This is a genomic window from Micromonospora sp. 050-3 (genome assembly GCF_046549335.1).
Classification (GTDB): domain Bacteria; phylum Actinomycetota; class Actinomycetes; order Mycobacteriales; family Micromonosporaceae; genus Micromonospora; species Micromonospora trifolii.
In genome coordinates this window covers 3216727-3237557 of record NZ_JAJPVX010000001.1, presented here as the reverse complement: position 1 = coordinate 3237557, position 20831 = coordinate 3216727, and the positions used below count along the sequence as shown (strand labels likewise).

The window sequence follows — 20831 nt, the reverse complement described above, 5'->3', positions numbered from 1 at the left end:
GTCGTCCGGTGACCGCGCCACCTATCGACCCACCCGAGACCGCCGCCGCGGCCGTGGTCGACGGTGTGCAGCCCGCCGGGTTCACGGTCCGGCTGGCCAACTTCACCGGCCCGTTCGACCTGCTGCTGCAACTGATCGGCAAGCACAAACTCGACGTCACCGAGGTGGCCCTGCACACGGTCACCGACGAGTTCATCGCCTACATCAGGGCGATGGGCGACAACTGGGACCTGGACGAGGCCAGCGAGTTCCTCCTCATCGCCGCGACCCTGCTCGACCTGAAAGCGGCCCGGCTGCTGCCCGCCGCCGACGTCGAGGACGAGGCCGACCTCGCCCTGCTGGAGGCACGGGACCTGCTCTTCGCCCGGCTGTTGCAGTACAAGGCGTACAAGGAGGCGGCGGCGCACATCGCCGAGCTGGAGGCCGTCGGCGGCCGACGCTATCCGCGCGCCGTCAGCCTGGAGGCCCGCTACGCCGAGGCGCTGCCCGACCTGGTGCTCGGCATCGGCCCCCAGCGGCTGCTGAAGCTGGCCGTGAAGGCGATGACCCCGAAGCCGGTGCCGGAGGTTTCCATCGCCCACGTGCACATGGTCCGGGTCAGTGTCCGAGAACACGCGGCGATCCTCGCGGCCCGGCTGCGCCGGGCCGGCATCGCCACGTTCTCGCTGCTCTGCGCGGACTGCGAGGCCACCCTGGAGGTGGTGGCCCGGTTCCTCGCGCTGCTGGAGCTGTACCGGGAGGGCCTGGTTTCCTTCGTGCAGGAGCAGGCCCTGGAGGAGCTGACAGTGCGCTGGACCGGCCCGGTCGACGGTGACACCGAGCTGCACGTCGACGAGTACGCCGGCACCCCGGCCGACCCGGAGCCTGGGCCTGAGCCTTCGGGGGCTGAGCCTGTGGGGGCTGAGCCTGTGGGGGCTGAGCCTTCGGGGATTGGGCCCGCGCTGGCGGGGGTTGAGCCTGAGCCGGTGGGGGCTGACCTTGCGTCGACGGGGGAGGCCGGCGGGCCGGACGGGACGGGAACGACGGAGGGTGCGCGGGATGAGTGACGAACAACGTCGGGACTCGCTGGCCGACCAGGCCGCCGCCTGGGTCCCCCCGTGGGACCGCCCCCGCCCACCCGCCGCCGACACCCCTACGGAGCCGGACGAGTCAGCCACAGCACCGGACACCGAAGAACCCGAAGCGGCAGCCCTTGAGGTGGCCTCGGACGAGGTGGGCCCGGGTGAGCCAGATCGTGTCGAGGCGGCTGCGGACGAGGTGGGCTCGGCGCGGCCGGACCTCGGTGGGGTGACAGACGCCACGGCGGGGGGTGGCGCTGGGGACGTACTCCGGCGGCAGCTGGCGGGGCGGCGGCGGGCGACTGTCGCGCCGGAGCCCGCGCCCGAGCTGTCCGACCCCGAGCTGCGCGGCGCGTTGGAGGCGATCCTGCTGGTCGTCGACGAGCCGGTCAGCGAGCTGGTGCTGGCCCAGGTGCTGGAGCAGCGCGCCGAACGGGTGGGGCCGATGCTCGACGAGATCGCCGCCGGCTACACAGCGGCCGGGCACGGGTTCGAGCTGCGCCGGGCGGCCGGCGGGTGGCGGCTGTACACCCGGCCGGAATACGCTACGTACGTTGAGCGGTTCGTGTTGGACGGGCAGTCCGTGCGGCTGACCCAGGCGGCGCTGGAGACGCTCGCCGTGGTTGCGTACAAGCAGCCGGTGACCCGTTCGCGAATCTCAGCCATCCGGGGTGTGAACTGCGACGGGGTCATCCGTACGCTGGTCACCCGTGGCCTCATCGAGGAGTGCGGCACCGAACAGGACAGCGGGGCGTTCCTCTACCGGACCACCACGTTGTTCCTGGAGAAGCTCGGGCTGAACACCGTCGACGAGCTGCCGCCCCTCGCACCCTTCCTGCCCGACGACGTAGAAGAGCTTGCTGATGCGACCCGATAACCGTTCCCCCAAAGCCGACGCGCCCGTCTACGAGGGGGCTGAGCGCCTGCAGAAGGTGCTCGCCGCCGCCGGCGTGGGTTCCCGGCGTGCCTGCGAAGACCTGATCTTCCGCCGCCGGGTCACGGTGGACGGGCGGGTCGCCAAGCTCGGCGACAAGGTCGACCCGGCCACCTCCGTGATCCATGTGGACGGGGAGCGCCTCCAGGTCGACATTCGCCTGGTCTACGTGGCGATGAACAAGCCGCGTGGGGTGGTTACCTCCATGGCGGACGAAAAGGGACGCAACGAGCTTGCGGACTTCATCGGCGCCCGGCTGGAGCAGCGGGTCTACCACGTCGGGCGGCTTGACGCGGACAGCGAGGGCCTGCTGCTGCTCACCAACGACGGCACGCTCGCGCACAAGCTCATGCACCCCTCGTACCAGGTGCTGAAGACCTACCTGGCCGAGGTGGTCGGGCCGATCCCGCGCAACCTGAGCAAGCGGCTGCTGGCCGGCGTCGAGCTGGAGGACGGGCCGGTCAAGGTTGACTCGTTCAAGGTGGTGGACACCCTGGGCAAATCCGCTCAGGTGGAGCTGAGCCTGCACGAGGGCCGCAAGCACATCGTCCGGCGGCTGATGGACGAGGTCGGTCACCCGGTCACCCGGCTGGTGCGTACCTCGATCGGGCCGATCCGGCTGGGTGAACTGCGGACCGGGCGTATCCGGCGGTTGACCAACGCCGAGGTCGCCGCCCTGTTCAACGCGGTGGGTGACTGACCCCCGAGTTCGGGGTACGGCAGCCGGTAGGCTTCACCGATGGCCGGGACGCGGCCGCCCGGGTGGCGTGGGTCGCCTCCGGCGGCGTCGCGCGCGGGTCCGCTAGTGGCCCCGGGCATGATTGATGACGATTGACAACCGCTTGCGGCGCCAGATCACCGGGCGATCCGTGAGGTACGGGCTGAGGAGGACACGGTGGAGGAAAACGTACGGGCCGGGCGATGTGTGGTCGCTGTGGACGGGCCGTCCGGTTCGGGTAAGTCCACCGTGTCGCGGCGGCTCGCCGCGAGCATCGGTGCGCGCTACCTGGACACCGGGGCGATGTACCGGGCGATCACGTGGGCAGTGCTGCGCTCCGGCGTGGATCTCACCGACGCCGCGTCGGTGGCAAAGGTCGCCGGCGAGGTCAACCTGCGCATCGGCACCCACCCGCAGGGGTACGCAGTGACCATCGACGGTGTGGGCGTGGACGCCGACATCCGTGGCACCGAGGTGACCGGCGCGGTTTCCGCCGTCGCCGCCGTGCCGGCTGTCCGTGAGCTGCTCGTCACCCGGCAGCGCGAGATGATCGCCAACGCTGCTCGGATGGTGGTCGAGGGTCGCGACATCGGCTCGGTCGTGGCGCCGGACGCCGACCTGAAGGTCTTCCTGACCGCCTCCGAGGCGGCCCGTGCCGCCCGGCGCAGCGCCGAGGACGCCGCCGACGTGGCGGCCACGGCCGCCGATCTGGCCCGGCGGGACCGCCTCGACTCGACCCGCAAGGTCAACCCGCTGGCCCAGGCGCCCGACGCGGTGGTGCTGGACACCACCGAGCTGAGTATCGACGAGGTCGTGGCGCGGATGCGCGAGCTGCTCACCGAGCGGGGCGTGGCATGAGCGAGGGTGCTGGGTGGGTTGAGCTGCGTGAGCCGGAGGTCGTCGTCGAGGAACCGAGCGGCCCGCAGCCGGTGGTGGCCGTGGTCGGCCGTCCCAACGTGGGCAAGTCGACGCTGGTCAACCGGATCATCGGCCGCCGGCAGGCGGTCGTCGAGGACGTTCCTGGCGTGACCCGTGACCGGGTTCCGTACGACGCGCAGTGGAACGGCCGGGCGTTCACAGTGGTGGACACCGGCGGTTGGGAACCGGACGCGAAGGACCGGGCCGCGGCCATCGCGGCGCAGGCCGAGACGGCGGTCGTCACCGCCGACGTGGTGCTCTTCGTGGTCGACGCGATGGTGGGCTCCACCGACGTGGACGAGGCCGCGGTGAAGATGCTGCGGCGCAGCGCCAAGCCGGTAATCCTGGTGGCCAACAAGGCCGACAACAACTCCATCGAGATGGAGGCCACCTCGCTGTGGTCGCTCGGCCTCGGTGAGCCGTTCCCGGTGTCCGCGCTGCACGGACGCGGTTCCGGCGACCTGCTAGACGCCATCCTCGCCGCGCTGCCGGAGGCGCCGCCGATCGTGGAGAACCGCCCGCGTGGACCGCGCCGGGTGGCGCTGGTCGGGCGGCCGAACGTCGGCAAGTCCAGCCTGCTCAACCGGTTCTCCGGCGAGGAGCGGGCGGTCGTCGACTCGGTGGCGGGCACCACTGTGGACCCGGTGGACAGCCTGGTCGAGATCGGCGGTCAGACCTGGCAACTGGTCGACACGGCCGGGCTGCGCAAGCGGGTCGGCAAGGCCAGCGGCACGGAGTATTACGCCAGTCTGCGGACCGCCGGCGCGATCGAGGCCGCCGAGGTGGCCGTGGTGCTGCTGGACTCCAGCGAGCCGATCAGCGAGCAGGACCAGCGGATCCTGTCGATGGTGACCGAGTCGGGCCGGGCGCTGGTCATCGCGTTCAACAAGTGGGACCTGGTCGACGCCGACCGTCGGTACTACCTGGACAAGGAGATTGACCGGGAGCTGCGCCGTATCCCCTGGGCGATCCGGCTGAACCTGTCGGCGATGACCGGCCGTGCCGTGGACAAGCTGGCCCCCGCCCTGAACAAGGCGCTGGCCAGCTGGGAAACCCGCGTGCCGACCGCGCACCTCAACCAGTGGCTGACCGCGCTGGTGCAGGCCACCCCGCACCCGGTGCGTGGTGGGCGGGCGCCGCGGATCCTGTTCGCCACGCAAGCCGGTGTGGCGCCGCCACGGTTCGTGCTCTTCACCACCGGCCCGCTGGACGCCGGCTACCAGCGCTTCGTCGAGCGCAAGCTCCGCGAGGAATTCGGGTACGAGGGCAGCCCGATCGAGATATCGGTCCGCCCGCGCAAGAAGCTCGGCCCCGGCGGCCGAGGCAAGGCGCACGGCTGACCCGGTCCAGTTCTGCCAAATGCCGGATGGGCGATCCTGCCCATCCGGCATTTCCCTATCCACCCCCACCCTCCTAGGACGCTCTAGGGGTTGTGCGGTGGCTCCTTGTGGGGTGGTTCGGCTGCGTCACGATGCCGGTGGGGCCTGTGCGGACGGGCCGGAGCTGCTGCGCTAAGCTGTACCGGCTGCCGCGGGGGAAACCACGCGGGGGCGGGACGTGGCGCAGCTTGGTAGCGCACTTGACTGGGGGTCAAGGGGTCGTCGGTTCGAATCCGGCCGTCCCGACAGCACGAAAAGAGGCCGTCGACCGGGATATTCTCCCTGGTCAACGGCCTCTAATTCGTACTGGAACAGTGGAGATTTGCTGATCTAGACGGCGCGTAGCTGGGGACCACTTGGGGACCGGCGAGCCTTCAAGTGAGCGCTGAGGGCTGTTCCAGCGTCTGTGATCGACTGCCGATCAGGGTGCAGGTATCGCTGTGTCGTCGTCAGCGACCCGTGACCGGCGATCTTCCGCAGTACATGCACCGGAACCCCGGCGTCGGCCATCCAGGTCAGCCCGGTGTGCCGTAGGTCGTGCCGTCGCAGGTGTTCGTAGCCCAGCTTCGTCACCACCTCATCCCAATGGGTCGCGTCCCGCAGCACAGCAGTGCTGATCCGTCCCCCGCGCGGCCCGGTGAACAGTCGGGAGTGCGGCTCGGTGACCGAGTCGAGGCGGCGAGCGACGATCGGTCGCACCTCTTCGATCAGCGGCACCATGCGGGCGCGCTTTCCCTTGGTGCCCTTGTCGATTAGGCCACCCGGGCCGGGCGTGGTCTGGCGGCGCACGGTCCACATCCACGTTTCCCGGTCGATGTCCTCGGCACGGACGCCGGAAACCTCGCCGATACGGGCGGCTGTGCACGCGGCGAAAATCGTCACGTCGCCCCAACCGGGAAACCCGTTCATGGACCGTTCGACCAGTGCGGCGGCGAGCAGTGTCAGGGCTTCCCAGTGGGGCAGAGCCAGAGTGCGCGGGTTGTCCAACTCGTCTTCTGCCCGCTGGTATTCGCGCTGCCACCCGGTGACCTGAGCGGGGTTTCGCGCAATGATGCCGTCCCGTACGGCCTGTTGCATTACTCGGACCAGCACGGCAAGGCTGTTCTTGACCGTCGATCGGCTGCACTCGTCGGCGATCCACCCATGGACGGCCCGATCTACCGCACCGTTGGTAATCATGCGAATCGGAATGTGTCCGAGGGCCGGCACGACCCGCTTACGCCAACCGGCGAGGTACGGGTCTAGCGTCTTCAGTTCCAGGCCGCGCAGCGCCAGCGTCATCACGCTCTCGCCGTATTCGGCCAGCCGCTTCGTTGCCGCGAGCGGGTCGACGCCTCCTTGCGCCGCGCTGACCATTGCGTCGATCCACGCTTGCGCCTCTTCCGGTGTCGCCACCGACGTTGACTTGGACAGGCGGCGTTTGGTCGTTGGGTCGACCCACCGGACCCGCGCCCGGTAGGGGCGCTCCCGACCTGCTCGCACCTCTACGTCAGAGGCAAGCGGTACGCCGATCGGCGGCTGCTGCGGAGATGCCATCAGGCCGCCTTCGGGTGGACTCGGCGAGCGGAAAGCCACCGTTCTACGTCGGCCGTCGCGTACTTCACGACGCGGTCGGAAATCTGGATAAAGGGTGGACCCTGCAAAGGTGGGACGGTACGCCACCGCCGGATGGTCGACGGGTCGACGTCGAGCAGTTCGGCAAGTTCCTCGGTGGACATGAACAGCTTGGGTGAAAGCCGAATGGTGCCGTCCGCTTCCGGATTGGCGCGCCTTTCCGGTGCGGGATTCTGCGTCACGAGTCGCACGGTGAGGGCCTTTCGGTCGACGCTGGTCGCTTGTGGAGGGGTCGGTGTGGCGGTGCGGCAGAAGGGCGTAGAGCGGCCCGCTGAGAGCGCCGTAGGCGCAAGATTCGGACGGGGTTGGTGTACGGCGTAGGGTCATTCCGTCTGTGTGGCTCTCGGCGGGCCGTTTCCCGGTGTCGTGACCGTGCCGGTGGCGCGGGTGGTTGGGAAGAGTCGGGCTGAGTGCTGACAGCCTGACAACCACGCCGCCGGGCAGTGTTTCCGCAGGTTGATGGAGGTGTCGACCTGTCAGGTGGGCCACCTGACAGGTGCTGACAGTTGCTGACACTGGTGGGTGCCGGCGGGGTGCTGTCAGCACCTGTCAGGTGCCGTCAGGTGGGGGTGCTGACAGCCTCTCGTGTGCTCTGAGCTGCGGAAACGTCGTCGGCCGTCGGCGTTGTCAGACTGTCAGCACTTTCCGCCCCCTGTCCGGTGGCGCGAGGGTGCAACTCGTAGCGGCCGTCCGGCCCGGAGCGGACCCAGCCGAGGGCGGCTAGTTCGGCCAGCACGGCGGCGACTTCATCGGACTTGGGGAACTTATGGGCTACCCGGCGGTGCGCCTCGCGCCGGGTGAAGGTGGTCATGCCTCTGGTGGTGAGCACGCCGAGCAGGTACCGGGCGTTCTCGATGGCGGTGTCGCTGCCGATGGTGGTGAGTGCGGCCCGGTAGTGCGCGGCGAAGAACTCGGCCAGCCTCACGGCGTCGGTCATCCGGTCGGCTTCGATGGGGCGTCGCCAGGCGTCGGCGGGGTGGTGGGCGACGTGCAACAGGCCGGCCAGCCGCAGTGTTGCGCCGGAGAGCTTGTTGCCCCACTCGCGCATGTCGTGCAGCGTCCCGCCGGGGCGTAGCTGCGCCTCCACCTCCTGGCCGGCGGCCAGCCGCACCCGCCCGGCCTCGGGGGTGAGGGTGACCACGGCGGGGTCTTCCCATTCGGCGAGGGTGGCGGCTAGGTCGTGCACCCGGTGCCGGTAGCCGGCGGTCACTGCCTCGGGCACCGGCTCCGTGTCGACCAGCCGGTACCCGGCGAGGGATCGGGGGAGGGCGAACAGGAACCGGGCCGGCAGGCCGCGCCCGGCGAGGTCAGCGTTGCCGCCGAACTTGCGCAGCACGGTTGGTTGCGCCATGACGCACACGGTCAGTGCGGGTTTGTCGACCGAGGCTCCCTCTCGGGTCTGCCGTTCGTTGCTCATCGGCTGCCCCGCGTGACCTTTCAGGTAGGGGTCGAGGTTCGGGGCACCGGAGTACCGACCGGCGAGGGTGTCGAAGATCCCGCCCTCATCCGAGATGATCGCCATCCGTCCGCCGTTGGCGGCCATCAACCCGATGAGGGCTTCCGGGGTGGCGTCATCCACGATCAGCCGAGGCAGGCCAGGAACGGTGATCGCCTCGGCCGCGATCGCAGCCGCGACGGCCTCGGCGGCGGCCTCATCCCGCTTGCTCGGGTCGCTGGCCTTAGCCGCCTGCGCCTTGGCTTGTTCGGCGTGCCGGTCGGCGATGTCCCGCAGCGCGGCGGCCTCGGCGATCCGAGGTCGCATCGCCTCCCCAAGCGTCGACTGTGCGGCGAACAGCGGCGCGGTCATCGCCCGGTGAACAGGTGACTTCCGCTCGCCGGGGCCGGCGATCACGGCGGCGAACACGTTGACCGGCTCGCGCCACCCGCCGACCGGCTCGACTTCCAGGCGGCCACCCGCGCACGCGGAGAGCACGGCCACGGCCAGAGTGCCGGCCATCGCCGGATCGGTCTGCGTGAACCGGGCGACGCCGGTCACCATGTCGCCCAGCCACGCGGGGAACACGTCGACCGGGAACGGCGGCGGCGCGGTGCTCGGCCCGGTCAGGGGCACTGGAACATCCCACAGCGGGCCGCCGCTGGCCGGTGGTGCGTCGGTGGCTTCCGGATCGGTGACGAGGTGAAGGCGGGCGGGCGTCATGCGGCACGTCCTTCCGGTATCGGTGCGGTGCGACGGGGATTGGTGACAACCGGGGTTGTCGCGGTGCGCGCCAGCTCGGCGAGCACCGCCATCTGTTCGGGCATTCCGCGTGTGCCGTCGAGCGGCCGGCGGGCGTGCGGCCACACCTCCGATACGGGGTCGGCGTAGTCGCGGCCGGCAAGCACGGTCACGGTGGCGGCCATGTCGATGCCGAGGCGGCGTGCTTGCGCGTACAGGGTCGGCGCGGTGACGGCACCGGGTTGGCCCATCCGCAGCTCGTAGGGCTCGATCACGGTGTCTGGGGTGAGCAGCCCATGGCGGGCGGACAGGATGACCAACCGCCCGCCGATCCGGTCAGCCGCTCTCCGGCAGGCGCGGTGGTAGCTGCCGGTGTACATCCGCCCGGCCGGCGAGGGCCGGTCAAGCTTCGCGCTGCCACATCCCACGATCACCACCGCGTCGTCGCGGCCCATCACGCTGCGGCGCATCCGGGCGTTGACCGGGTCGGCGTATGCCTTGCTGGCCGCCTGCCGGGTGGTGCCCATCGCCCGGCCGACCTCGGCATACGACCATCCGTCGTTGAGCACGAGGTCCACCGCGATCCACTCTCGGGCTTCCCGGCACGCGGCCTCCATCGCGGCCAGCCTGGCGAGGATGTCCGATGGCGTTCGGGCAGCGGCCAACCCGGCGGCGTGGTCGGCGGCGTGAGCGGCTGCGGGGTGGAGCTGGGGCGCGCGGTGACAACTGCGGTTGTCGTCGGGCCGGGTCACGCGGCCACCTGCCGGGGTCGCTTGCTGCCGGCGGCCAGCCCGGATCGGATGGTCCGGGCAGTCTCGACACTGCCCAGCCCGGCAGCCGCTGCGGCTTGTTCCAGCACGCTTTCGGCGTCCTCTGCGGTGAGCGACCCACCGGCGGTGAGTTGCCCGAGGGCGACGGCAGCGATGTACAGCGCCCGGTTGCGCTCACCTGCCGGCGCGGTGGTTACCCGGTCGGCTTCCCGAGTGATCGCGGCCCGCACGTACGCGCCGCTGCGGTCGGTCGGCAGCGACACCACCACCGGCCGCTGCGGCGGAAGCGGCGCCGGGGCCAACCGGGTGGCCAGCCACTCGGGCAGCGGGGCGGGGTCGGTCTCCAGGTCGACCCGGTACAGCCGTCCGCTGACCGTCGACCCGGCGGCGACCACGTAGCCGCCATGCGCCCGGGTGTCGACCAGCGGGCCGAGCGTGCCGGCCGTGTTGCGCAGCGCTGGCCCGTCGTTCGGGTGGCGGTAGTAGAGGTGGGTGCCGCCCCGCCCGGTGGTCACGGTGTACGTCGCTTCGATGCCGGCACCGTGTGCGGCGGCCAGGTCGGCGAGGGTGTCCAGCCCGGTCGGGCCGGCGGTGTCGTCCTTCGGCCGATCGAGGTCGACCACCACGAGCCGCGATGGGCCGCAGGCCAACCCGATGCCGTAGGGGCAGGCAGTCCATGCGCGGCGGATGCGGTTTGCCTCGGTGGTGGCGCGTGCTTCCCACCCGAGGTGGTGCCCGGCAGCGCGGGTCGCGGCCGGTGCACTGGTCGCCGGGGTGGTCGGGGAAGGCGGGTCGCTTGTCGTCGGGGCGTAGCGGGAAGACGTGCCAGCCGTGTTCGGCGTGTGCGAGAGCGGCGGTGAGCAGGTCAGACATGGGTGCTCCTGTTCAGGCGGGGCGACGCAGAGCGCGGGCGGCGGTGAGGTCGATCAGCGCGCCCCCGGCGTCGGCGGCGGGGCGGTGCCGGGCGGCGGCGGTGGTGGCGACGGCGAGCCGCAGGTAGAGGCGGTAGCGGCCGGTGTCGACTCCGCCCATCGGCCACCGTTGGCCCTGTTGGATGACGTGCCCGAGGTCAGTAAGGGCGGTGGTAACGGTGTCCAGTTCGGCGCGGGTGCCGGTCAGCCACGCCTCCATCAGCCGGCCCGCCTCGGTCGCGGGCGGGCCGTGATCGCGGCGCGGGTGACGGCGTGCCGCAGGTCGCCGAGTAGCCCGACCAGCTGCCGGCGCGCGGCCACCTCAGTCGGGGCGAGCGCGACCCTGACGCGGACCTCGGCGTGCTCCCGACCGGCGGCGGTGCGCACCCGCACGAGCACCGCACGGGAGCGGCCGGCGACGTCGACCACGATCTCGTCGGATCGGTGCTCGCCGAGGCCGCAGCGGTGGTCCTTGCCGCACCACTCGGTGTGCCCGTCGCGTGGTCGGCGGTTCATCGCTTGGCCGCTTGGTACTCGTCTTTGATGTGGTTGATCGCGTGCCGGCCGACGCGCAGCCGCAGTCCGGTTCCGGCGCAGCGGCGGCACTCCCGCCGCAGACGATCGAACGGGGACCGCTTGCGGCCGGTGCCCTTGCAGGTGCGGCAGCGTCCGAACGGATCGGCCACACACAGCGCGAGGTAACCGAGCGTGAGCAGGACGAGGGCGAGGCAGGGGGCGGTGGCTAGCAGGGTGCGGGGGGTCATGACAGCCTCCGGGGCCGGTTTTTGGGTGTGGTTGGGGGAGGCCGCTAGATTCCTAGCGTCCTGATCACGGTTCGGATGGCGTCCTAGGGGCGGTCCTAGGTCTAGGAGGTGCCTGCTCCTAGACCTAGGACCGATCGGCCGTTAGCTCGCGTCGCGCTTTTGGTTACGCTCCGCTATCGCGGCAATGATGGCGGCGCGTTCGAAACCGCCCCGGTTCGCGCCCTTGCCGGTGTCCGGGTCGGTGCCCCACGTCTGCCCGACCCTCACCCCGAACGGCTTCAGCGCCACCGTCACCCGCTCGCCGTCCCACCCGCCGTAGACGTCCGGCCGCAGCTCCCCGAGGCGGGCGGCGACGGTGCGGCACCACACCTTGGCCTCACTGGCCGGGACCACGGCGGCGATGTCTTCCAGGAGGTTGAACGTGAGGGTCGGTGCGATGGTGGGTTGCTCGCCGAGGGCGTGCCCGGTCAGCCGTCCAGCGGCTTCCCGGGCGGTGCGGGCGCGTGCGGCGATCTTCTCGGCTAGGGGTCCGTCGATGTTGACGGTGGTGGTGATCCGGGCGTCTGCGCCCTCGCCGACGAAGTAGCCGGTGCCCTTGTCCGTCCAGGCGAACATGGTCGCCCGGATGCCCTGCTTGTACTGCGACGTGCCGAGGACCATGTCGTTCTCGGTCTGCCCCATCACCTTGAGACAGAACCGGGTCGACGCGTTCGCCGAGATCCCGGTCGGCAGGCTCTTGGCGTCCGGCCGCTGCGTGGCAAACACCGGGATGATCCCGAGCGCCGGACCCCGCTTCACCAGGTCGGTGGCGATGGCCTCCAGTTCCTTGCCGTATTCGGGGTGCTCGAACCACTTCTGGCACTCGTCCACGCCGACGACCAGCGGATGCAGGCCAAGCGATTTCTTCGAGGCCAGTTCCGGGGTGACCTTGTTCTCGGGGCAGAGGTCGCGGGGCAGGTCGCGGATCACCTTGGCCCGGCGGCGCAGCTCGTCGCGCAGCTCCCGCATGCCGGCCACGGCGTATTCGATGTCTTCGTCTTCTTCACCGGCGCGGTAGCGGTGCGCGACCTGCTCTAGGGCGGACAGGTCGCCGGTGCCCTTGAGGTCGTAGGCGTGGATCTCCGCACGCGGGTCAAGCGCGGCGATGAGCAGGACTTCCCGCAGGGTGAAGGTCTTGCCCATGCGCGGGATGGAGCCGATGACCATGGCCATGAACATCAGCGTGAGGTCGACCCATCGGCCGCGTGGGTCGGTGCCGAACGGCTGCGGCCGGAATAGGTCCACCGTGCCGGCCTTGAGCAGCGGCCACACCGGCTTACGGGCCTTGGACATGTCCTGATCGCCCACCCAGAGCACGAGTCGGCCGGGGTGCACCTCAGGCTGTCCCTCGGGCCACACGCACCCGAGGGGGCGGGAGAGGCCGGCGGCGAGCTTTTCCCGCTTCTCGATGACCTCGGTGGCGGTGACGCCATTGGGCAGCTCCACGTCGGCGCGCCAGCCGGGGCCGTCGCGGGTGATCGGTGCGGGGAACCAGTCCTTGCCCCGGTCGCCCTTGGATAGCGCCTGGTTGATGCCGGTGATGCCGAGGTTGCCCAGCGCCCGCACCACCACGTCCGAGGTGAGTTTCTGTACGCGGGGTACGACCACGGCGGTGTCGAGCAGCGGCTTATCCGCTGGGCGTCCGAGCGCACCGAGTGCGGCCAGCAGGGCGGCGAGGGTGGCGTAGCGGGCCTCGGCCGGGGCGAGGGCGTAGGCGATGCCCAGCGCCGGCAACACACCCAGCACGACGGCGGCGGTGATGAACCCGCGCCACCGCACGCGCTGGTCCCGCAGCCGCGACACCTTGAGGTACATTTCCGCGTCGCCCTTGTCCGCCGTCAACTGGCGCACGTGCTCGCCTTGCAGGTCGAACAGCCACCGCCCCCACCCGCCGATCAGTCGGGCAGCGCCGCGCGGGGCACGCCACGCGAGCTTCCCGGCGTACTTCGGGGTGCGGGTCAGGTGGAACGCTCCGGCGTGGAACAGGTGCCCGATCGTCCACCGGGCGGCGTCGCGCAGCTCGGCGCGCGAGCGCAGCCAGGCCGGCACGATCGGCCGCCGCTTCGCGTCCTGCAACCCTGCGATGCTGAATCGCGGGGACCGCTGCGCGGCCGGCGAGTCCACCAAACGCGGGCCGGTGTCGGCCGGGTCGCTGTGGTCGGGTGGGGTGGGTGCCTGGCGGCGGGAGCGGGCGGCGTCCAGGTCGACCACGTCGGCATCCGGTCCGGTCAGGTCGTTTTCGGCGGCTTGCCAGTCGAATCGGTCGTCATCTCGGGGGGAGGTCATGATGGGTGTTCCTCCATCTGATCTGTGAGGGTCGGGGGTTGAGGGCCGGCGGCACGGCACGGGTTTCCAGGCCACGAGGGCCGTGCCGCCGGGCGGCGCTAGTCGTGGGTGCGGACGAGGTGTGCGAGTGCGGCCCCCATGCCGAGCACCGCGACCGGGAGGCACGCCACGGCGGTGGTGATCCACCACGGGGCCGAGGTGACCCCGGCGGCCTCCAACAGGTGGTAAGCGACCTGCCCGAGTGCGCCAATCGCGAGGGAGCCGAGGGCGGACCACTTGGCGAACGTCCGCGCCCGGTCCGGCACCCGACCGGACAGCCACACGTACAGGGCGTACGCGCCGTACGTCTCCACCCCGATCGGCAGCGTGATCGCGCTGTTGATGGAGAAGCTGTCCCAGATCCCCGGCAGCGGGTGCACGATGCCGAATCCGGTGAGTCCGCCCAACCCGACCCAGCCGGACCAGATCGCGACGAACGCGGGCAGGGCCAGCAGCACCACCGGCCACACCACCGCCGACCGAACCGGCGCGGCTGGCGCGGGCGCAGGCGGCGTGTCCGGGCGACTGACCGGCGCGACCTGCTCGACCGGCTCGGGCGGGGTGATCTCCGACGCGGGCGTCGGGTCCGGTGCAACCGGCGGCGCGGCCTCGGGTGCGGCCGGCGCGGGTGCCGGGTCCGGGGTGGCCGCCTCGGTGGTGTCGACCGGCGGCGCGGCGGGCGTGGTCTTGAGCAGGGCGAGCAGTTCGCCGGCCTTCGGTGCGCCGATGCGGAACTCCCGCATCAGCCGGTTGCGCGACGGGAACACCTCTCCGTCCGGCAGGTCCAACGAGCGTGCGGCGGGCAACAGGTCTTCGATCGGTTGGGGGTAGCGGGTGCCGTTGATGGTGGGGGCGGTCATGCTGCGTCCTCCTGGGGGGAGGCGCACGCGAGGCATTCGCCCAGCGAGCGCGGGATGAAGTAGGGCCGCACCGTGTGGCAGGTCGGGCAGGTGCGACGGGCGGTGAGTGCCTTGCCGATGGCGGCGCGCTGCGCGGGGGTCGCGGTGCGTTTCGGCGCGGCGAGGTCGAGCCGGTAGAGGTATGCGGTGCGGGTGCCGCCGACGCCGCGCCAGAGCACTTGAGCGGCGACGGGTTGGCCACCGGGGCGTAGGCCGGCGGCGGTCAGTTGGCGGCGGGTGGCGTAGCCGGGCGGGGCGCCTTTCCACCAGTAGGTGGGGATGCCGTACCGCGTGCCGTCCGGATCGAAGTAGGCGGCGCGGATGCGGGCCATCAGGCCGCGCGGCGCGGGTCGGTCCGGGTGGCGGGCAGGTCGGTGGCGGCGCGGGTGACGCGGGCCTCTGCCCGGCGCAGCCGCCGCCAGTCCAGCGGCGACGGTCCGCCGTGGTCCTCGGCGTAGATGAGCGTGATCTCGGCGTCCAACAGGTCCAGCTCGGCCGCGATCAGCGGCCACTCCGCGTCGATCGCGGCCAGGTCGGTGGCGGTCGGCTCGGCGGTGACGGCAACGAGGTGCTTCCTCACAGGGAACCTCCGGTACAGGTTGAAACAGCGGGGAAGAAGCTCGGGTCCGGGGTGGTGATGTCACCGAGTAGGCGGGCGTCGCCAGCCCGGAACCGAGGTTGTGCTGCACGCGTTATCCGCTTAGCTCGCCCCGCTCGCCCGGGACATACCGGGGTCGACCACCAGGTGGTTCAAGGCAGGGAGTGCCGCTCGGCGGCTTCACGCGTGCTCATTCCTGTCGCTATGCAGTTCTCAATGAACGGCCTGATCCGGCGTCTCATGGGCGTGCGGCAACGTGTGCCGTCGTTCCCCGAGCCATCCGGCCGGTACAACGTGGCGTTGTATTCGTGACGCTACAACGCCACGTTGTATTCGTGCAAGCACCTGTACCGCGTAGGCTTGTACTGATGACTGACGCTGACCTGCCCGCTGACTGGTGGACGACGGACCACGTACGCACCTACCTCGCCTCGGTAGGTGCCCCGATCAGTCGCGCAACCTGGGCTTCTTACGTCTCACGCGGGCAGGCTCCCGCACCCGATCGGACGTTCGGCCGATCTCCGGCTTGGCAGCCCGAGACGATCCGAAAGTGGCAGGCCGACAGGCCACGTAAAGGCACCACGGGCTAGGGCCGGATCATCTGGTGCCTCCTGTCTTCGGCTCCCGTCTGCGGCGGCACCTTGCTCGCCTGCCAATGAGACTGCCCTGCGGGCGGCGATCCGGGCAGCTGCCAAGCACGGACACGAAGGACACGAACTATGTCCACTGAGGTCCCTCGGCAGTTCAAGCCGAATCTTGTACTGGTCAACCGGCGCAGGGCGGCCGGCTGGGAATCGCGCAAGCGTGCCGCACGCGAGCTACACCGCCTCGGCCAACAGCGCGGCATCCGGGAGACGCCCACAGTGGAGGCCATCGAAAAGGCGATGTACCGCCATGAAACCGGGCGCGTGGCGGTCACCGACACGATCTACCGGCAGCTCTACTGCCTGGCTTACGGAGCAAAGCCCCATGATCTCTTCGGTGAGCTGACGAGTGGCGCAGCGGATCACCCGCACTTTTCTGCGCGCTCCCACAAGTTCGTCACGGCGTTCATCGGCGCTGAAGGTGCTGCCCGGTTACAGGAGGACGCGGGTTGTACGCCCGCCGTGGGGGAGTGGCACACCTGCTTTTCGGCTCCCGTAGAGCACCCCGAAGGCGACTGCACCCTGTACGTGTGGCCGTGCGGGTCAGCGGTCTTTCACCTTGTCGAGGACATCCAGTTGTCCACGATCTCTGCACTAGCCGCTTGGCGGGAGGTGTCCTATGGCGACAACATCAAATGGGCCATCGACTACCTCGCGCCCATCGCGCCAGCCGAGGACGAGTCAGCGGTGTATGTCCTTGGCGCTCACTGGGTTATAGAGCCAGCATGGCCCGCTGAGTTGCTGGAGGCCGCGCTACGTATCATGTCGACGCCAAAGGTGCTGCTGCACCGTGGCCGTGCGATGGACGACGAACACCTCGCGCATGCCGAGATGGTCGAACAGTCGTTGCTGTCCGAGGCGTACGACCACGGAGGCATAGAATCATTCGGCGTACGTGGTATTTCGGTGGGCTACGCCTCATGGTCTGGAGTCGTTTACCATCCGATTTCAGCTGAGCGTTCCTTAACGGAAGCCGAGATGATCGCGTGTGAGCTTGCTATTCAATCTATGTGGGCGTACAGCGATGCGATCGCCCGTCAGGTAGAGCAGGGGCGAGATCCACGGGTGCCGCCTGAACATGGGTGGCGCTACCTCCGGGCGGTACGCTCCCGGCTTACTGTTTCCCGCCTGCGGGAGACAGGACAGCATCAGGCAATGCGCCGAGCGATTCTGCGGACATGTGACCTAATGCCTGCGCTAGATCAAGCTATCGAAACCCTCCGCGATACGGATCGAGGCTGAGTCAATGACATCGGGTCGCCCAGTACTTGTCGTTACCGACATGCAAAACGGCTTCGTGCGGGAGCAGTCCGCGCACATCGTTCCTGTCGTTGTCGACCTCGTGCGCCGCTGGCAGGCAGTCGGCGGCGACACTCTCTTCACTCGGTACCTGAACTACCCGGGCAGTCCCTTCGAGCGCTTCTTTGGCTGGCAACGGCTTCAGTCCTCCCCTGACATTGACCTTACGCCCGAGTTAAACCCGTATGCAGATCAGGGTGTGACGCTGGACAAGAGAACTTACGGCCCATTCACCCCGGAGGGGATCGCGCTATTCAAGCAGCGCGGATGGGAAGAGTTTTACTTCTGCGGAATTGCCACCGAAAGCTGCGTCTTGAAAGGAGCCGTGGACGCGTTCGAGCACGACTTCACGCCGTGGCTGATCGCGGATGCCTCGGCGAGCCACGCGGGCACCGAGGCACACGAGGCGGGCCTGCTGGTCGCACGACGGTTTATCGGCCCTGGTCAGGTAATCGGGATAGCTGACATTCCCGCCGCGCTCCTGTCATCGCAATCATTGAATCCATCTTGACCTGCGGGAACTCCCTCGAAAATCCCGGAGGACCCCAGCCGGTATCGGCCTCACGTGAGCGTCGCCTACCTAACCAACGCCGAAACCCCCGCGAGGATCCCGTATGACCCAGCCTCACGTGCTAAACGATTACGTCAGACTAGGCTACGTCTTTGTGCCCAATTCGAGCGACCCGCCTGCACCCGCCCTGCTACGGATTGACGAGCATGCGGGAATTGACGTAGACATCCCTCTGCTCCCGGGGGCCTATCCGCCTCATTCACTCGACAATCCCGCGCCAAGCCCCGAGTATCTGCACTTCAAGGACGATAGAGGCCTTTTGACTCTCGGGGGCTGCCATGGGCGGGGCCATCGCTGGAATAGTGCCAGCGGGTGCGGCCGAAAGTTCCTCCGGGCGGCCTTCGCGGTCAAGGGTGCAGACTTTTCGGATGAGTCGACAAAGCAGGTTCACGGCGTGCGGTCGCAGCTGGCAGGGTTGCACGCTTGGATGGGCTGGCAAATTACAACAATGACAATAAAAAATGATGCCGAAGACAACATCGAGGAGGTGGGCATTTCCAAAAGAATCGTAGCAGCGACTGTAGTCTCAGAAGGCTCATATACGGTGCGATTTGCGCCGACTGTGAAGACGAGGGACTTCGACTTCACAGGAGAAGAGACGCACTACGACACACTGGCCGACCAGCCAACGTCTTGGGACAGCCATCTCGTGCTGCACTCGGCGATTAGAAACCTAGTGGCTCTTAGCCTCTGGCATCCTGTTGATTATGTTTCCCACGAGGTGCAACACCCGAGCGAGTCCCGACAACTTCCAAACGGGGACGAGCCGCCGATGCCTTGGCGAACCTTGCACTACCTCCACCGGACCCGCCGCACACACAACGTGTCACCAACAGAGCCGCGTGTCCAGTCCGAGCATTTCACCTACAACGATGTTGGTGAGAATGGCGTCAAACGATGGTTCGAGCTATCGAGAAGCCATAGCCGAACGATTGCCCCGTTGATGTCCCATCTATATTTGACAGGCCTACCTGTAGAGACGCAGATGACGCATATCGGAATTTGCCTGGAAGCGCTTAGGTTTGCCGACCGGATAGGAACAGGAGAGTCGCAAGGTGTGGCGAACGGCGAGTCTATCGCGAATCGCGCATCTGCCCTTGCTGGAGGGGTGGGAGAGTCAGTCGTGAATATCCTTGGAGGTGCCGACCGTTGGGGAAGCAGGTTTGCCGACGCATACAATGGCGTGAAGCATGCCAACCGACCCTCGGTGGACCCAGGCGAGCTTTTTTGGCTGGTGAGAAGCGGTGCCCTGGTCGCCCGCGCATGCCTTCTTCAGCGGATAGGTGTTCCGAGCGAATCCTTCAACCGGCTTCGGAACTCGGCGTGGTGGCATCCGATGAAGGAAGGGATAGCAAACTCGGCGACGATTACCTAGAACCAGCCTTCGGCAGTTGATCCGTCTGACCATCCCCTTGGGCTCCCGTAGAAGCGGCTTCTGCTGGTTGCGGTCCCTGCGTCGGCCTCACCAGGGCGATGACGTTCACCATCAATGACGCCGCTACGGGGAGCACAACAAGAAGCACGAGTGCCGCTATGATCGAATTTTGGACGTTCGTCGGCGCGTCATCCGGAACAGGCAGGCCGCGTAAACGACGCAGGCACTGGTATTCCGCGACGACGAGCCAGATCATGACGCCGCCCCAGAGCAAGTGGCCCACCGCAAGCGTCCCGGCCTCCAGGAACCATGACTCCCTTGCGGCCGCTCGGGTCCACGGCTGGGTGAGAGGAAACCGACCGAATACCGCCCGGAGTTCGATTACGGCAGCCAGCGCGAAGACGGGGATGGTCTGTGCACCAGTTGCAGCGAGCGTCTCTGACATGGCCACAACCACGGAGTGTCGCATATGCGCGCGAGCCTGGTCGCCGCGACACCCTCGACCGCTCCCGTCTAGAACACGGGTACACCGTTGGCTGCCGTAGCTCGGCCCCCGACTGACAACCATGGTTGTCGCTGTACTGGCCCTGGGTCACCTTCGCCTACCTTCGTCGTAAGGTCGCGTTGCATGTGTGTCGGCAGCAGGGCGGCGAGGCAGCCTGTCTGACCAGGTCGCAGCTTTGAGCGCGGCGCGCATTGTAAGCCGCCGCTGAAGTGCGCTTTCGACGAGGGTGATGCTGCCCGTCGCCGGGCCGGATCGGTAAGCCGGAGTTCAGCTGACGGCACTACCTCTAATGCCACCCTTGTCACCCGTGTCACTGGTCGTCCGTTGAGCTGCGGAAACGCTGCGGAAGTTAGGTGACACTTGCAGGCCGGCGATGCGGTCGCGCAGCCGGCGAGGTGACCCGGCTGCCGGCAGCCGGCTCACCTCGCCGGCTGCACTTTCGCTGCACGCCGCCCAGTAATTTGCGCGCCCCCGTTACCGTGGCCCTGTGCTGCTGAGCCCCGTGCTACTAGCTGTCGACTGGCAGGAAGCATCGGACCAAGCGACGCTCCTTGGCGTCTTTGTCGCCCTCGCCGTGGGCATTGCCACGACCGTCGTCATGATCCGCCAGGAGAAAGTTACGAGGAAGGGCCAGCAACTTCAGTCGGAACACGCGACCGCTGCCGCCGAGCGGGCAGAGTCGGCTGCTCGGCTGACCGAGGAGTACACGCGCCGGGTCGTCGAGGCGCTAGAGACGATGGCCGCTCGCCCAGCGGGCGCTGAACTGGTGATCGCCGCACCCCGCGTCCGCTGGTCTCTCGAGCACCACGACGGCGATAAGTACCTGCTCACGAACATCGGAGATGCAGCCGCACACAGCGTACGAATCAGTGCTGACAAGTCACTCGATTTGGTGAAGCCTACTGATGGGCAGAACGTCGACGCCGGCGAGTCGCTGGGCTTCATGGCAGTTCCCACGATGGCCACCCGCGATTTCACGATCACCGTGGATTGGTTCGACCTTTCGACCGCTCGGAAACGTACGTGGAGGTACCCCCTCCCCACGAGCCGCCGGAGGTGACCTGCCATCCCGCCTGCCGCCGATCCGCACTTCGGCGGCGCGGGCCAGGGCCAGGGCGACAAGGTGAAGGGCCGCCCTACCCGAGGAACGGCCTTGGTCCCATCCGACGGCCCGCATGGGTCGATGACTGCCCTACGTGGAGACTCGCCAAGCGCGCTACTAAAGAAGTACGACAAGGCCCCACCATCTACGATGGATGGCAAGCCGAGCAGCAGGGCGGCGAGGATTTGAAGCCCAGGGGACCGTCCCGGAACCTGCGGGAGGCCCGATTGGT

At 68.7% G+C, this 20831-nt stretch carries 21 protein-coding genes, 1 tRNA gene and 1 pseudogene; 10 read left to right on the top strand and 13 right to left on the bottom strand.

Annotation, left to right across the window (positions count from 1 at the left end):
* Nucleotides 1-8: 8 nt before the first annotated feature.
* The 6 genes from ACLJOK_RS14820 to ACLJOK_RS14795 all read left to right on the top strand — a co-directional run bounded on the left by ACLJOK_RS14820 (nucleotide 9) and on the right by ACLJOK_RS14795 (nucleotide 5253).
* Nucleotides 9-1046: a segregation and condensation protein A gene (locus ACLJOK_RS14820; protein ID WP_410819148.1), complete on the top strand. Its 1038-nt coding sequence runs from the start codon at nucleotides 9-11 to the stop codon at nucleotides 1044-1046.
* Nucleotides 1039-1935, top strand: a complete 897-nt coding sequence (gene scpB, locus ACLJOK_RS14815; protein ID WP_410819146.1) for an SMC-Scp complex subunit ScpB — start codon at nucleotides 1039-1041, stop codon at nucleotides 1933-1935. The genes ACLJOK_RS14820 and scpB overlap by 8 nt, the downstream gene beginning before the upstream one ends.
* Complete coding sequence (locus ACLJOK_RS14810; RefSeq protein ID WP_410819144.1) at nucleotides 1922-2692, top strand: pseudouridine synthase; 771 nt, start codon at nucleotides 1922-1924, stop codon at nucleotides 2690-2692. The genes scpB and ACLJOK_RS14810 overlap by 14 nt, the downstream gene beginning before the upstream one ends.
* A 195-nt stretch (nucleotides 2693-2887) precedes the next feature.
* Nucleotides 2888-3568 carry a (d)CMP kinase gene (gene cmk / locus ACLJOK_RS14805; protein WP_410819143.1) on the top strand — a complete coding sequence of 227 codons (681 nt, stop codon included), beginning with the start codon at nucleotides 2888-2890 and terminating at the stop codon, nucleotides 3566-3568.
* Nucleotides 3565-4968 (top strand): ribosome biogenesis GTPase Der, encoded by a 1404-nt coding sequence (gene der / locus ACLJOK_RS14800; RefSeq protein ID WP_410819141.1) that lies wholly within the window; start codon nucleotides 3565-3567, stop codon nucleotides 4966-4968. The genes cmk and der overlap by 4 nt, the downstream gene beginning before the upstream one ends.
* Nucleotides 4969-5179: 211 nt before the next feature.
* Nucleotides 5180-5253: transfer RNA gene (locus ACLJOK_RS14795), tRNA-Pro, on the top strand.
* Nucleotides 5254-5337: 84 nt separating this feature from the next.
* Here the strand turns inward: ACLJOK_RS14795 and ACLJOK_RS14790 are convergent.
* From ACLJOK_RS14790 to ACLJOK_RS14735, 12 genes and pseudogenes are all read right to left on the bottom strand, one after another.
* Nucleotides 5338-6543: a tyrosine-type recombinase/integrase gene (locus ACLJOK_RS14790; protein ID WP_410819140.1), complete on the bottom strand. Its 1206-nt coding sequence runs from the start codon at nucleotides 6541-6543 to the stop codon at nucleotides 5338-5340.
* On the bottom strand, nucleotides 6543-6725 hold the full coding sequence (locus tag ACLJOK_RS14785) for a helix-turn-helix transcriptional regulator (protein WP_347815141.1): 183 nt from the start codon (nucleotides 6723-6725) through the stop codon (nucleotides 6543-6545). The genes ACLJOK_RS14790 and ACLJOK_RS14785 overlap by 1 nt, the downstream gene beginning before the upstream one ends.
* A gap of 455 nt (nucleotides 6726-7180) precedes the next feature.
* Nucleotides 7181-8779: a YfjI family protein gene (locus tag ACLJOK_RS14780; protein WP_410819138.1), complete on the bottom strand. Its 1599-nt coding sequence runs from the start codon at nucleotides 8777-8779 to the stop codon at nucleotides 7181-7183.
* Nucleotides 8776-9549, bottom strand: a complete 774-nt coding sequence (locus ACLJOK_RS14775) for a DUF6884 domain-containing protein (protein WP_410819136.1) — start codon at nucleotides 9547-9549, stop codon at nucleotides 8776-8778. Before ACLJOK_RS14775 ends, ACLJOK_RS14780 begins: the two co-directional genes overlap by 4 nt.
* A pseudogene (locus ACLJOK_RS14770) lies at nucleotides 9546-10456 on the bottom strand (bifunctional DNA primase/polymerase). The gene ACLJOK_RS14775 and the pseudogene ACLJOK_RS14770 overlap by 4 nt, the downstream one beginning before the upstream one ends.
* The gene (locus ACLJOK_RS14765; RefSeq protein ID WP_410819134.1) at nucleotides 10453-10698 is read right to left on the bottom strand and encodes a hypothetical protein; all 246 of its coding nucleotides are present in this window, start codon (nucleotides 10696-10698) and stop codon (nucleotides 10453-10455) included. The pseudogene ACLJOK_RS14770 and the gene ACLJOK_RS14765 overlap by 4 nt, the downstream one beginning before the upstream one ends.
* Nucleotides 10698-10994, bottom strand: coding sequence for a hypothetical protein (locus ACLJOK_RS14760; RefSeq protein WP_410819132.1), 297 nt, complete (start codon nucleotides 10992-10994; stop codon nucleotides 10698-10700). Before ACLJOK_RS14760 ends, ACLJOK_RS14765 begins: the two co-directional genes overlap by 1 nt.
* Nucleotides 10991-11242 carry a hypothetical protein gene (locus tag ACLJOK_RS14755; protein ID WP_410819130.1) on the bottom strand — a complete coding sequence of 84 codons (252 nt, stop codon included), beginning with the start codon at nucleotides 11240-11242 and terminating at the stop codon, nucleotides 10991-10993. Before ACLJOK_RS14755 ends, ACLJOK_RS14760 begins: the two co-directional genes overlap by 4 nt.
* A gap of 141 nt (nucleotides 11243-11383) precedes the next feature.
* Nucleotides 11384-13567: a cell division protein FtsK gene (locus tag ACLJOK_RS14750; protein ID WP_410819128.1), complete on the bottom strand. Its 2184-nt coding sequence runs from the start codon at nucleotides 13565-13567 to the stop codon at nucleotides 11384-11386.
* A 98-nt stretch (nucleotides 13568-13665) separates the two neighbouring features.
* Nucleotides 13666-14466, bottom strand: a complete 801-nt coding sequence (locus tag ACLJOK_RS14745) for an ABC transporter permease (protein WP_410819127.1) — start codon at nucleotides 14464-14466, stop codon at nucleotides 13666-13668.
* Complete coding sequence (locus tag ACLJOK_RS14740) at nucleotides 14463-14837, bottom strand: RRQRL motif-containing zinc-binding protein (protein WP_410819125.1); 375 nt, start codon at nucleotides 14835-14837, stop codon at nucleotides 14463-14465. The genes ACLJOK_RS14745 and ACLJOK_RS14740 overlap by 4 nt, the downstream gene beginning before the upstream one ends.
* Nucleotides 14837-15085: a DUF6284 family protein gene (locus tag ACLJOK_RS14735; protein WP_410819124.1), complete on the bottom strand. Its 249-nt coding sequence runs from the start codon at nucleotides 15083-15085 to the stop codon at nucleotides 14837-14839. Before ACLJOK_RS14735 ends, ACLJOK_RS14740 begins: the two co-directional genes overlap by 1 nt.
* Before the next feature lie 737 nt (nucleotides 15086-15822).
* Here ACLJOK_RS14735 and ACLJOK_RS14730 point away from each other — a divergent pair.
* The 3 genes from ACLJOK_RS14730 to ACLJOK_RS14720 all read left to right on the top strand — a co-directional run bounded on the left by ACLJOK_RS14730 (nucleotide 15823) and on the right by ACLJOK_RS14720 (nucleotide 18992).
* Nucleotides 15823-16989: a hypothetical protein gene (locus ACLJOK_RS14730; RefSeq protein WP_410819122.1), complete on the top strand. Its 1167-nt coding sequence runs from the start codon at nucleotides 15823-15825 to the stop codon at nucleotides 16987-16989.
* 4 nt (nucleotides 16990-16993) lie between these two features.
* Nucleotides 16994-17557: a cysteine hydrolase gene (locus ACLJOK_RS14725; protein WP_410819120.1), complete on the top strand. Its 564-nt coding sequence runs from the start codon at nucleotides 16994-16996 to the stop codon at nucleotides 17555-17557.
* Nucleotides 17558-17660: 103 nt separating this feature from the next.
* A complete protein-coding gene (locus ACLJOK_RS14720) occupies nucleotides 17661-18992 on the top strand; it encodes a HEPN domain-containing protein (protein WP_410819119.1) in 1332 nt (443 codons plus the stop codon).
* Here ACLJOK_RS14720 and ACLJOK_RS14715 read toward each other — a convergent pair.
* Nucleotides 18985-19437 carry a hypothetical protein gene (locus tag ACLJOK_RS14715; protein WP_410819118.1) on the bottom strand — a complete coding sequence of 151 codons (453 nt, stop codon included), beginning with the start codon at nucleotides 19435-19437 and terminating at the stop codon, nucleotides 18985-18987. The genes ACLJOK_RS14720 and ACLJOK_RS14715 overlap by 8 nt on opposite strands.
* Before the next feature lie 547 nt (nucleotides 19438-19984).
* On the opposite strand from ACLJOK_RS14715, the gene ACLJOK_RS14710 reads away from it, so the two are divergent.
* Nucleotides 19985-20557 (top strand): hypothetical protein, encoded by a 573-nt coding sequence (locus ACLJOK_RS14710; protein WP_410819117.1) that lies wholly within the window; start codon nucleotides 19985-19987, stop codon nucleotides 20555-20557.
* Nucleotides 20558-20831: the final 274 nt, after the last annotated feature.